We start from the raw sequence: 12,388 nt of genomic DNA on the forward strand, positions 1-12,388 counted from the left end.
GCCTGGCCCGCGATAGCAGTCTCACGGCGTACGGTTACGCCGCGTCTCGATGATGTTCGGCAGTTGCGAAATCCGCCCCAGCAGGCGCCCGAGGGCATCCAGGCCAGGAATCTCGATGGTCAGCGACATCAGTGCGGTGTTGTCTTCCTTGTTCGAGCGGGTGTTGACCGCCAGCACGTTGATCCGCTCGTTGAGCAGGACCTGGGAAACGTCACGCAGCAAGCCCGGACGGTCGTAGGCACGGATGATGATATCCACCGGGTAGGTCTGTACCGGCACCGGCCCCCAGCTGACCTGGATGATCCGCTCCGGCTCGCGCCCGGCCAGTTGCAGCACCGAGGCGCAGTCCTGACGGTGGATGGTCACGCCACGGCCCTGGGTGATGTAGCCAACAATCGCATCGCCCGGCAGCGGCTGGCAGCAACCGGCCATTTGCGTGAGCAGGTTGCCGACGCCCTGGATCTGGATGTCGCCACGCTTGCCCGGCTTGTAGCCGGTGGCCTTGCGCGGCACCAGCTCGACATGATCGCTGCGCTCGGGCTCGACCAGTTGCTGCGCGGCGTTGACCAGGTGCGCCAGGCGCAGGTCCCCGGCGCCCAGCGAGGCGAACATGTCCTCGGCGGTACGCAGGTTGGCTTTTTCCGCCAGGCGTTCGAAGTCGACCTGCGGCAGGCCTAGGCGGTTGAGTTCGCGCTCGAGCAGGGTCTTGCCGGCGGCGACGTTCTGGTCGCGGGCCTGCAGCTTGAACCAGTGGACGATCTTCGCCCGCGCCCGCGAGGTGGTGACGTAGCCCAGGTTCGAGTTCAGCCAGTCGCGGCTGGGGTTGCCGTGCTTGCTGGTGATGATCTCGACCTGCTCGCCGGTCTGCAGGCTGTAGTTGAGCGGCACGATGCGGCCGTTGATCTTCGCCCCGCGGCAGTTGTGGCCGATCTCGGTGTGCACCCGGTAGGCAAAGTCCAGCGGCGTGGCGCCCTTGGGCAGGTCGATGGCGTGGCCATCGGGGGTGAATACGTAGACCCGGTCCGGTTCGATATCAACGCGCAGCTGTTCGGCCAGGCCACCGATGTCGCCCAGCTCCTCATGCCATTCCAGCACCTGGCGCAACCAGGAGATTTTCTCCTCGTAGTGGTTGGAGCTGGGTTTGACATCGGTGCCCTTGTAGCGCCAGTGCGCGCAGACGCCGAGCTCGGCCTCTTCGTGCATGGCATGGGTGCGGATCTGCACCTCGAGGACCTTGCCCTCAGGGCCGATCACCGCGGTGTGCAACGAGCGGTAGCCGTTTTCCTTGGGGTTGGCGATGTAGTCGTCGAACTCTTTGGGAATGTGCCGCCAGAGGGTGTGGACGATACCCAGCGCGGTGTAGCAGTCGCGCATTTCCGGGACCAGCACGCGCACTGCGCGCACGTCGTAGATCTGGCTGAATTCCAGGCCCTTGCGCTGCATTTTGCGCCAGATCGAATAGATGTGCTTGGCCCGGCCGCTGATGTCGGCGTTGACGCCGGTGGCCAGCAGTTCGTTCTGCAGCTGGTTCATCACGTCGCTGATGAAGCGCTCGCGGTCCAGCCGGCGCTCGTGCAAAAGCTTGGCGATCTGCTTGTACTGATCGGATTCGAGGTAGCGGAAGGACAGGTCTTCCAGCTCCCACTTGATATGACCGATGCCCAGTCGGTGGGCCAGCGGTGCGTAGATATCGAAGACTTCGCGGGCGACGCGATTGCGTTTCTCGTCGTCGGCGCCTTTGACCGCGCGAATCGCGCAGGTCCGCTCGGCCAGCTTGATCAACGCCACGCGCACGTCGTCGACCATTGCCACGAGCATCTTGCGCAGGTTCTCGACCTGCGCCTGCGAGCCCAGCACCAGCGACTGGCGCGGGCTGAGACTGGCACTGATGGCTGCCATGCGCAGCACGCCGTCGATCAGTTTGGAGACCACCGGGCCAAAACGCTGGCCGACTTCAGCCAGGGTCACCTTGCCTTCGCGCACGGCGCGGTAGATGACCGCGGCGACCAGCGAGTCCTGGTCGAGCTTGAGGTCGGCCAGGATTTCAGCGATTTCCAGGCCGGCCTGGAAACTCGACGTACCATCGGCCCAGGAATGCTTGGCCGGGTTGCCCTTTTTTTCGATGTCCTGGGCGAACTCGCAAGCGGCCTTGAGGGCCTCCCGGTCCAGCGCCAGGTCGACGCTCACCACATGATCCAGCCATGCTTCGAGATTGATACTGCCGTCGGTGTTGACCGGCTGGTGCACTCTCACCTGTACCATCTTTGTTTACCTTTCCCTACAGCGCATTCGCGATGCGCTTGAAATCACTGGTGCTGCCCCTGCCGGACCCAAGGTGCAGCGCCGAACGCGTCAGCCTGGCTAACCCGCTTCGAATAACGCCATGGCTTCGACATGCGCCGTCTGAGGAAACATGTCGAGAATCCCGGCACTTTTTAACCGGTAACCCTGCCTGACCAGTTCAACGGTGTCGCGGGCCAGGGTCGCCGGATTGCACGATACATAAACAAGACGTTTCGCGCCGAGGTCTGCGATTTTTCGCACAACCTCAAATGCACCATCACGCGGTGGGTCCAAGAGTACCGCAGAAAAGCCTCCTGCGGCCCAGCCCGACGCCGCCAAAGGCTGCGATAAATCGGCCTGAAAAAACTGCGTGTTATGCAAATTGTTGCTACGGGCATTGGCGGCGGCCCGCTCGACCATCGCCTGCACCCCCTCCACCGCCACCACTTCCTTGGCCTGCCGGGCCAGCGGCAAGGCAAAGTTGCCCAGGCCACAGAACAGGTCGAGCACGCGCTCATCGGCCTGCGGCGCCAACCAGGCCAGGGCCTGCTCGATCATCGCGGTGTTGACCTGGGCGTTGACCTGGACGAAATCGCCCGGCCGGTACGCAAGCTCCAGGTTCCACGGTTCAAGGCGGAAACCGAGGCTCTGACCGGCGTCCAGCGGCAAAGGTTCACTCTCCCCTTGCAGCCACAGCTGCGCACCGGCCTCGGCGCAGAACGCCTGCAGGCGCGCCAGGTCGCCCTCACCCAATGGCCCGGTGTGGCGCAACAGCAGCGCCAGCGCGGTACCGCTGAACAGTTCGACGTGACCCACCACTTGCGGCTTGCTCAGGCTGCGTAACAGCGTAGGCAGGTGACGCATGATTGATTGCAAGGGTTGTACCAGCACCGGGCAGTCGTCGATGGGGACGATGTCCTGGCTGGCTTCGGCGCGAAAACCGACTTCAAGCTGTTTTGCCTTGTTGTCCCAACGCACCGCAACCCGCGCCCGGCGCCGGTAGCCGAATTCCGGACCGCTCAGCGGCGCGGCCCAATGCTCGGGCTGCACGCCGGCAACCCGCTGCAACTGCTCGGCCAGCAGGCGTTGCTTGAGCGCCAGTTGCTCGGCATGGGGCAGGTGCTGCAGGTTGCAGCCGCCACAGCGGTCGAAGTGCTTGCACGGGGCCTCGCGGCGCGCCGGGCTGGCACTGAACACCCGCTCAAGGCGCGCCTCGACCACCTTGCCGTGGGTGTTGAGCACCCGCGCTTCGACCTCTTCCTCGGCCAGCGCGCCACTGACGAACCAGGTACGACCGTCGAGAAAGGCGATGCCCCGGCCGTCACCGGCCAGGCGCTCGATGCTCAGGCGCTGCTTTTTACCGGTGGGGATCTGTGGCGCGCGGGTGCCACCGGCCGGCTGAAAGCGCAGGCCGCTGTTACGTTTGTTCTTGGACATCAGTTCACTGAATCGAAAATGCCGGTCGACAGGTAACGGTCGCCACGGTCGCAAATGATCGCCACCATCACGGCGTTTTCCAGCTCGCGGGACAGGCGCAGCATGGCTGCCACTGCACCACCGGAGGACACACCACAGAAAATGCCCTCTTCCCGGGCCAGGCGGCGGGTGGTTTCTTCGGCTTCGCTCTGGGCCATGTCGACCACACGGTCAACGCGCTCGGACTGGTAGATCTTCGGCAGGTATTCCTGCGGCCAGCGACGGATGCCGGGGATGGCCGAGCCTTCCATCGGCTGCAGGCCGACGATCTGCACCGCCGGGTTCTGCTCCTTGAGGTAGCGCGAGCAGCCCATGATGGTGCCGGTGGTGCCCATGGAGCTGACGAAGTGGGTAATGCTGCCCTGGGTCTGGCGCCAGATTTCCGGGCCGGTGCTCACGTAGTGGGCTTCAGGGTTGTCGCCATTGCCGAACTGGTCGAGCACCAGGCCACGGCCTTCAGCCTGCAGGCGGTCGGCCAGGTCGCGGGCGCCTTCCATGCCATCTTCCTTGCTGACCAGGATCAGCTCGGCGCCATAGGCGGTCATCGCCGCCTTGCGTTCGGCGCTGGAATTGTCGGGCATGATCAGGATCATCTTGTAACCCTTGATCGCCGCCGCCATGGCCAGAGCGATGCCGGTGTTGCCCGAGGTCGCTTCGATCAGGGTATCGCCCGGCTTGATCTGCCCACGCAGCTCGGCGCGGGTGATCATCGACAGCGCCGGCCGGTCCTTGACCGAGCCTGCCGGGTTGTTGCCTTCAAGCTTGAGCAGGAGGGTATTGCTGGTTTCGCCGGCAATGCGCTGCAGGCGGACCAGAGGCGTGTTGCCGACGCAATCGGCGATGGTTGGGTACTGCAAGGTCATGGCGTATTCGCAATCCAGACTGCGGGGGCGCCTATCATACCGGCAAACGGGATTTGCCCATATCACGCAATGTGTTGGGGTTATAGCTGCGAGCTATAAGCTGGGATTGCGGAGCCTGTTGCAGCCCTATCGGGGGTCAAGTCGGGTCGCCGCACCGCCGCTCCCAAAGGAGATCACACTGCTGGCAGCTGCATGTTCAGGCGCAAGCCCTGCCCGGTGTTCTGCGCCCACAAGCGCCCGCCCTGGCGGACCACGGCATTGCGGGCAATGCTCAGGCCCAGCCCGAAGCCGCCATCGCCGGGGCGCGATCCGTCCAGGCGGGTAAAGGGTGCGAAAATGCGCTCCAGCTCGCTTTCGGCGACGCCACCACCCTGGTCTTCCAGCCAGATCAGCCAGGTATCGCCCTGGCGCCGCCCGTCCAGACGGATCACCCCCGTGGCCGAGGAATGCCGAATGGCATTGCGCAGGATGTTCTCCAGGGCCTGGGCCAGGCTGTTGAGGTTGCCTTGCACCCAGCACGAGGCATCCAGCCCGCAGCGCAGTTGCGCGGCCGGCCAGGCGCTTTCGTAGCAGGCGTCTTCAGCGAGCATTTCCCACAGGGCCTGGACCTGAATCGGCTCTTTGCTCAAGGGCGCCCGCTCAGTGTCGAGCCAGGCCAGTTGCAAGGCATCTTCGACCAGATGCTGCATGCAGTCGATTTCGCGCCCCAGGCGTACGCGTAGCTGATTGGCATCCGCCTCGCTGTCGCAGGCCACGCGCAAGCGGCTCAAGGGCGTGCGCAGCTCGTGGGAAAGGTCGCGCAACAGCTGCTGTTGCAAGGCCACCGTGCCCTGCAGACGTTCGGCCATGTCATCGAAGGCACGGCCCAGTTCGCCCAACTCGTCCTGGCGGCTGGTGGTGCTGCTGGCGACCCGGGCCGATAGCTGGTCGGCACGCCAGGCATTGGCCTGCTCGCGCAACTGGATCAGCGGCACAACCAGCATGCGGTAGAGGCCGACGCATAGCAGCAAGGTAAACAGCCCGGGGATGATGCCGTTGGTCACCACCCGCCACAGCACCCGGTACTGCCCCGGCGCCAGGCGCTGCGGCAGCTCCATGACCAAGGTGCCCAAATGTGGCTGTTGCGGGAACGGCAGGCGCATCCACGGCATGCCGATCGCGCGCGGGCTTACTGGCCAGTCGATGCCGCGCAGAAAGGTCAGGCGCCGGCTTTCAGCCTCGTTGAGCGGCGTGCTGCTCAACGACTGCAGGTTCGGGCCGATCACCCCGACCCAGCCGCTTTCCTTTTCACCCACCGCCGCCAGCCAGGCGTCGATACCGGCCTGCCCGCCTTGCAGCCAGGCCTGCTCGGCTTCGCTGGCATAGCCTTGCAGGATGCTTTTGGCCTGTTCGGAAAGGAAGGCGTTCTGGGTGTCCATGTGCCGGCCCCAGGTCCAGCTCAGGCCGATCATCAGCAGGCAGAAGCCCACCAGCAGGATCGCCAGTTTCCAGAACACGGAATGACGATTGGGCACCTCAGTGCACCTCAACGCTACTGAGCACGTAGCCCTTGCCCCACACCGTGCGCACCTCGCGCTCCAGGTAGCCGATGGCCTTGAGCTTGCGGCGGATCTGGCTGACGTGCATGTCCAGGCTGCGATCGTGGCGAGCATAGCCGCGCTGCAACACCTGCTGATAAAGGAAGGCCTTGCTCAGCACCTCTTCATCGCTGCGCTGCAGGGTGTCGAGCAGGCGGTACTCGCTGAGGGTCAACCCCGCCCACTGCTGGCCATAACAGACATCGCTGGCCTCTTCGTCGAAGCGCAGTTCACCGGCCAGCATCGCAGCCGGTTGCTGGTGGCGCCGCTCCAGCGCTACCCGGCGCAGGATCGCTTCGATGCGAACCTGCAGCTCGACCATACTGAAGGGCTTGGGCAGGTAGTCATCGGCGCCACGCTTGAAACCGCTGATGCGGTCGGCCTCGGCGCCCAGCGCCGACATCAGGATCACCGGCGTCGAGCTGCTTTTGCGCAACTGCGCCAGTACATCCAGGCCGTTGAGGCCGGGCAGCAGGATATCCATCAGCACCACATCAAAGCGGCTGCTCTGCGCGACCTGCAGGCCCTCCTTGCCATTCTGGCACCAGGTGACCTTGAAGCCGCCGCGTTGCAGCTCTTCGCGCAGGTAGGCACCCAGGACCGGATCGTCCTCGATGGCAAGGATGTTGGAGGTACTAATAGATACAGGAGTCATTGGCCGATGCTAGCAATTCTCAATCACGCGATTATTCGGCATTCCCCCTGCACAGGCAACCGCAGCTCGACCAAAGCCCCGGTTATCCTTGGCAATCGACAAAAGCAGATACAAATGAGTGCATTACGCGAGTAGGCGCGGTACTTTTCCGACTGGTCCGTCAGCAGGAGCTGGCGGAGGCTTACAGCGCTTACCGGGCACAGGAGAGTGGCGTGCTGAATAGATTGGGGATCAGAAGCCGCGTGCTGTTGCTCGCCTTGTTGCCAGCCGGCCTGATGGCGCTGGTGCTGGGCGGCTACTTCACCTGGTTGCAGCAGAGCGAGCTGCAGACCCAACTGCTGCAACGCGGCAAGATGATTGCCGAGCAACTGGCCCCGCTGGTGGCGCCGGCCCTGGCACGGCACGACCCGGCGCAGCTGGAGCGCATTGCCGCCCAGGCCCTGGAGCAGTCCGATGTGCGTGCCGTGGCTTTTCTCGGCCCCGACCGCAACGCCCTGGCCCACGCCGGCCCGAGCATGCTCAACCAGGCACCCACCGGTGGCGGCACGCAGTTGCTGCAGCGCACCGGCAATGACGCCACCCGTTACTTGCTGCCGGTGTTCGGCCGCCACCGCGACCTGGCCGGCGAGCTGATTCCCGGCGAAGCCGATCGCCTGCTCGGCTGGGTGGAAATCGAGCTGTCCCACGACGGCACCCTGCTGCGCGGCTACCGCAGCCTGTTTACCAGCCTGCTGCTGATTTTCCTCGGCCTGGCCGCCACCGCCCTGCTGGCCCTGCGCATGAGCCGCACGATCAACGGCCCGATCGGCCAGATCAAATACGCAGTCACCCAGTTGAAAGACGGCAACCTCGAAGAACGCTTGCCGGCAATGGGCAGTTACGAGCTTGATGAACTGGCTGCGGGGATCAACCGTATGGCCGAAACCCTGCACAACGCCCACGAAGAGCTGCAGCACAGCATCGACCAGGCCACCGAAGATGTGCGCCAGAACCTGGAAACCATCGAGATCCAGAACATCGAGCTGGACATGGCGCGTAAGGAGGCCCTGGAGGCCAGCCGGATCAAGTCCGAGTTCCTCGCCAACATGAGCCATGAAATCCGTACGCCGCTGAACGGCATTCTTGGTTTCACTCATTTACTGCAAAAAAGCGAACTGACCCCGCGCCAGCTCGACTACCTGGGCACCATCGAAAAGTCCGCCGGCAGCCTCTTGGGCATCATCAACGAGATCCTCGATTTCTCCAAGATCGAGGCCGGCAAGCTGGTGCTCGACAGCATTCCGTTCAACCTGCGCGACCTGATCCAGGACACCCTGACCATCCTCGCCCCGGCGGCCCACGCCAAACAGCTGGAGCTGGTCAGCCTGGTGTACCGCGATACACCGCTGTCGCTGGTTGGCGACCCGCTGCGGCTCAAGCAGATCCTTACCAACCTGGTCAGCAACGCCATCAAGTTTACCCGCGAGGGCACCATCGTCGCCCGGGCCATGCTCGAGGACGAGCGCGAAGACAGCGTGCAGTTGCGCATCAGCGTTCAGGACACCGGCATCGGCTTGTCCAGCCAGGATGTGCGGGCACTGTTCCAGGCCTTCAGCCAGGCCGACAACTCGCTGTCGCGCCAACCCGGTGGCACAGGCCTGGGCCTGGTGATTTCCAAGCGCCTGATCGAACAGATGGGCGGTGAGATCGGCGTCGACAGTACGCCCGGCGAAGGCTCGCAGTTCTGGATCAGCCTGAGCCTGCCCAAGGCCCGCGACGACGCCGAAGACCTGCCAACGCAACCGCTGGTGGGCCGCCGCGTAGCAATTGTCGACAGCCACGAACTGGCGCGCCAGGCCCTGGAGCATCAACTGGAAGACTGTGGCCTGAGCGTCAGCCTGTACACCACGGTCGAACAACTGCTGCACGCGGTCGAAGCCGCCAGCCTGGCCGGGCAACCTTTCGAGCTGGCGGTGCTTGGGGTCAACCTCGACAGCCTCTCGCCGGAGCGCCTCGGTCAGTACATCCAGCAACTGGAAAACCTCGCCTGCCAGGCCCTGGTGCTGTGCCCGACCACCGAACAGGCGCTGTACCACCCTTACCTGCCCAATGCTCACGGCCAGTTGCAGGCCAAGCCTGCCTGCACGCGCAAATTGCGCCGGGCCCTGGTCGAGATGGTCCAGCCGCGGCGCCCGGGCAGCGAGAGCAAGCCGGTGTCCGACCAGCCGTTGCCGAAGGTGCTGTGCGTCGACGACAACCCGGCCAACCTGCTGCTGGTGCAAACCCTGCTCGAAGACCTGGGTGCCGAAGTGCTGGCGGTCGACAGCGGCTATGCGGCGGTTCAGGCGGTGCAGGACGAGCGCTTCGACCTGGTGCTGATGGACGTGCAGATGCCCGGCATGGACGGGCGCGAATGCACCGAGCAGATCCGCCAGTGGGAAACCAGCCAGAGCGGCCCGGCGCTGCCAATCGTGGCGCTGACCGCCCACGCCATGGCCAACGAAAAACGCGCCCTGCTGCACAGCGGCATGGACGACTACCTGACCAAACCGATCAGCGAGCGCCAACTGGCCCAGGTGGTGCTCAAATGGACCGGCATGGCCCTCGGTGCGCCGCGCCCGGAACGCCCGCTGGAGCGCACGCCGGACAGCAGCGAACTGAAGGTGCTCGACCCCGAGGAAGGCCTGCGCCTGGCTGCCGGCAAGCCGGACCTGGCCGCCGACATGCTGGCGATGCTGCTGGCGTCGCTGGAGTCCGACCGCGAAGCGATTCGTGTCGCCCGCGAGGCAGCCGACCGCAATGGCATGATCGAGCGCGTGCACCGCCTCAATGGCGCCTCGCGCTACTGCGGGGTGCCGCAACTGCGCGCCGCCTGCCAACGCAGTGAAACCTTGCTCAAGCAGGATGACCCACAGGCGCCGCAAGCGCTGGACGAACTGGACCGGGCCATCACCCGGCTGACTGCCCAGGCGCGCATGAGCGCCTGAACCCTGGCTGACCTGGGGCAAGGCCCGATCCTTGCCCCTTGGTTAAACTTTCCGGCAAAGCCTTCAGGAACATCCCATGCGCGTATTGTTTTTCAGCAGCCAGACCTACGACCAGGACAGCTTCACCAGCGCTTCACCGGCGCCGGAGGTTGAGCTGCACTTTCAACCGGCGCGCCTTACCGAAGACACCGCGCCGCTGGCGGCCGGCCACGAAGTGGTCTGCGCCTTCATCAATGACGACCTTGGCGCTGCGGTACTGGAGCGCCTGGCGGCCGCTGGCACGCGCCTGATCGCCCTGCGCTCGGCCGGCTACAACCACGTCGACCTGGCCGCCGCCAAACGCCTGGGCCTGGCCGTGGTACGGGTGCCGGCCTACTCACCACATGCCGTGGCCGAGCATGCGGTGGCGCTGATCCTGGCGCTCAACCGGCGCCTGCACCGGGCCTACAACCGCACCCGCGAAGGCGACTTCACCTTGCACGGCCTGACCGGCTTCGACCTGCACGGCAAGACCGTCGGCGTGGTCGGTACCGGGCAGATCGGCGCGGCCTTTGCGCGGATCATGGCCGGTTTCGGTTGCCAGTTGCTGGCCTACGACCCCTACCCCAACCCCGAACTGCTGGCGCTCGGTGCGCGCTACCTGAGCCTGCCGCAGCTGCTGCGCCAGGCCCAGGTCATCAGCCTGCACTGCCCGCTGACCGACGACACCCGCCACTTGATCAACGCCCAGAGCCTGGCCGACCTGCAACCCGGGGCCATGCTGATCAATACCGGCCGCGGCGCCCTGGTCGACACGCCGGCGCTGATCGAGGCACTGAAAAGCGGCCAGCTCGGCTACCTGGGCCTGGATGTCTATGAAGAGGAAGCCCAGCTGTTCTTCGAAGACCGCTCCGACCTGCCCTTGCAGGACGACGTGCTGGCGCGGCTGCTGACTTTCCCCAATGTCATCGTCACCGCCCACCAGGCCTTCCTCACCCGTGAAGCGCTGGCGGCCATCGCCGCCACCACCCTGGACAACATAAGCCGCTGGGCGGCAGGCAATCCGCAGAACTTGGTCGAGGGTTGATGCTAGGATACGCGGCAGATTTGGAGGACCCATGGTCGAACACGATTTCCGCTACACCCTGTTTAACCCGCAACACACCCTGATCGAGTGCCGCGCCCTGGTGCCAGGTCGCTATCAAGTGACCGGCAACGGCGGCTCGATCCAGAAGAACGACGTTCTGCTGGTGACCCTCAAGGGCAGCAAGGACTTGTCCATGCGCCTGACCGTGGAGTCGGTGCGCCACTTGATCAACCCGACCGGCCAATGGGTCGCGGTAGCCAGCGGCCCGGTGTTCGGCGAACTGGCGATCCACACCTGGGAGGTCAACTGCGACAGCTGCCAGGCCGCCCTGAGCTTCGAATTCGCGGTCGACGCCAAACTGGGTAAAAAAGCCCAGCAACCGGCCGCCAGCGCACGCATCGCCGAGCTTGGCTGGATCAGCCGCGGCGACAAACACCTGTGCCCGAAATGCAAGGAGACGGCCCAGTGAAAACGCTGTTGCTCTCAGCCCTGATCGGCACTGCCCTGCTGGGTTGCGCCGCCGAGCCGATGAAGCTGGAACAGGAACGCAGCTACCTGCTGGAATGGATTGGCGAGCGTCCGCTGATGGACTACAGCCACCTGACCCTGACCCTCGCCGCCGACGGCCGCGCCTATGGCAACGGCGGCTGCAACCACTGGTTCGCGCCGTACCAGCTGGACGGCGACAAGCTGAGCTTCGGCAAGGTCGGCAGTACCCGCAAGCTGTGTGCACCGGCGCTGATGGAGCAGGAAAGACGCTTCCTGCAGGCGCTGGAAACCGTGCAGCGCTGGGATATCTCGCCGATCGAGCAAGTGCGCTTCTGGCCCGCCGAGGGCAAGCCGCTGCGTTTCTGGCCTGAGGAGGGGTGACTTAAGCGGCAAGCCACAAGCTTCAAGCCGCAAGTAAGAGCAGACTGTGCGCGCTCTGGCTCTTTCTTGCAGCTTGTAGCTTGTAGCTTGAGCCGTCAGGCGCCTTTGAGCGCCTTGATCTTCTGGTTCAGGCCCTCAAGCGTCTGCTCGCCCAGCAACTGCTCACGCACCTTGCCCTTGTCATCGATGATGTAGGTCACCGGCAAGGCTTCGCTGCGCGGCAATTGGTAACGCTCGGCCGGGTCGCTGGCCAGTACGGTGAAGCCGATACCCAGGGCTTCGCTGGCCTTTTTCAGGTCTTCACCCTGCAGGCCGTCGAAGTTCACCCCCACTACCTGCACGCCCTGCCCCTGCCATTGCTTGGCCGCGGCGTTGAGTTCGGGAATTTCGATACGGCACGGGCCGCACCATTCCGCCCAGTAGTTGAGCACCAGCCAGTGCCCTTCAATCTGCTCGGCTTTCACTGCCTGGCCGTGCTGGTCCAGGCCGTAATCTGCACCGCAACCGCCGAGCAACAGGCTCGCGGTGATGGCCAGTGCTGCTGCCAAACGCCTTGTCATGGGTCAATCCTTCTCGAAGATTCAAGCAAAATGCGAAGTCGCTGCGGTTAGAATAGCCGCCACACCCTGCTG

Annotated in this window: 10 protein-coding genes; 4 read left to right on the forward strand and 6 right to left on the reverse strand. The window is 64.6% G+C overall.

What is annotated here, in order from left to right; all coding sequences use genetic code 11:
* Positions 1 to 21: 21 nt before the first annotated feature.
* From relA to ACZ9A3_RS17230, 5 genes are all read right to left on the reverse strand, one after another.
* The gene (gene relA / locus ACZ9A3_RS17210; RefSeq protein ID WP_476252941.1) at positions 22 to 2,262 is read right to left on the reverse strand and encodes a GTP diphosphokinase; all 2,241 of its coding nucleotides are present in this window, start codon (positions 2,260 to 2,262) and stop codon (positions 22 to 24) included.
* 99 nt (positions 2,263 to 2,361) lie between these two features.
* On the reverse strand, positions 2,362 to 3,720 hold the full coding sequence (gene rlmD, locus ACZ9A3_RS17215) for a 23S rRNA (uracil(1939)-C(5))-methyltransferase RlmD (protein WP_476252942.1): 1,359 nt from the start codon (positions 3,718 to 3,720) through the stop codon (positions 2,362 to 2,364).
* Positions 3,720 to 4,622 carry a cysteine synthase CysM gene (gene cysM, locus ACZ9A3_RS17220; RefSeq protein WP_093380288.1) on the reverse strand — a complete coding sequence of 301 codons (903 nt, stop codon included), beginning with the start codon at positions 4,620 to 4,622 and terminating at the stop codon, positions 3,720 to 3,722. The genes rlmD and cysM overlap by 1 nt, the downstream gene beginning before the upstream one ends.
* Positions 4,623 to 4,795: 173 nt before the next feature.
* Positions 4,796 to 6,136 carry a HAMP domain-containing sensor histidine kinase gene (locus ACZ9A3_RS17225; RefSeq protein ID WP_249744405.1) on the reverse strand — a complete coding sequence of 447 codons (1,341 nt, stop codon included), beginning with the start codon at positions 6,134 to 6,136 and terminating at the stop codon, positions 4,796 to 4,798.
* 1 nt (position 6,137) lies between these two features.
* Entirely contained in the window at positions 6,138 to 6,854 is a 717-nt protein-coding gene (locus ACZ9A3_RS17230) for a response regulator transcription factor (RefSeq protein WP_045195578.1), read from the reverse strand.
* A 212-nt stretch (positions 6,855 to 7,066) separates the two neighbouring features.
* Between ACZ9A3_RS17230 and ACZ9A3_RS17235 the strand changes: the two genes are divergently transcribed.
* The 4 genes from ACZ9A3_RS17235 (at position 7,067) to ACZ9A3_RS17250 (ending at position 11,756) form a co-directional block, all read left to right on the forward strand.
* Positions 7,067 to 9,820 (forward strand): response regulator, encoded by a 2,754-nt coding sequence (locus ACZ9A3_RS17235; RefSeq protein ID WP_045195580.1) that lies wholly within the window; start codon positions 7,067 to 7,069, stop codon positions 9,818 to 9,820.
* Positions 9,821 to 9,896: 76 nt separating this feature from the next.
* A complete protein-coding gene (locus ACZ9A3_RS17240; protein ID WP_258715619.1) occupies positions 9,897 to 10,886 on the forward strand; it encodes a 2-hydroxyacid dehydrogenase in 990 nt (329 codons plus the stop codon).
* A gap of 31 nt (positions 10,887 to 10,917) precedes the next feature.
* Complete coding sequence (locus ACZ9A3_RS17245; protein ID WP_045195583.1) at positions 10,918 to 11,355, forward strand: hypothetical protein; 438 nt, start codon at positions 10,918 to 10,920, stop codon at positions 11,353 to 11,355.
* On the forward strand, positions 11,352 to 11,756 hold the full coding sequence (locus tag ACZ9A3_RS17250) for an META domain-containing protein (RefSeq protein ID WP_371128638.1): 405 nt from the start codon (positions 11,352 to 11,354) through the stop codon (positions 11,754 to 11,756). Before ACZ9A3_RS17245 ends, ACZ9A3_RS17250 begins: the two co-directional genes overlap by 4 nt.
* Before the next feature lie 95 nt (positions 11,757 to 11,851).
* Here ACZ9A3_RS17250 and ACZ9A3_RS17255 read toward each other — a convergent pair whose 3' ends face one another.
* The gene (locus ACZ9A3_RS17255) at positions 11,852 to 12,316 is read right to left on the reverse strand and encodes a TlpA family protein disulfide reductase (protein ID WP_093380276.1); all 465 of its coding nucleotides are present in this window, start codon (positions 12,314 to 12,316) and stop codon (positions 11,852 to 11,854) included.
* Positions 12,317 to 12,388 lie beyond the last annotated feature (72 nt).

The sequence above is a fragment of the Pseudomonas sp. TE4620 genome (assembly GCF_056279045.1).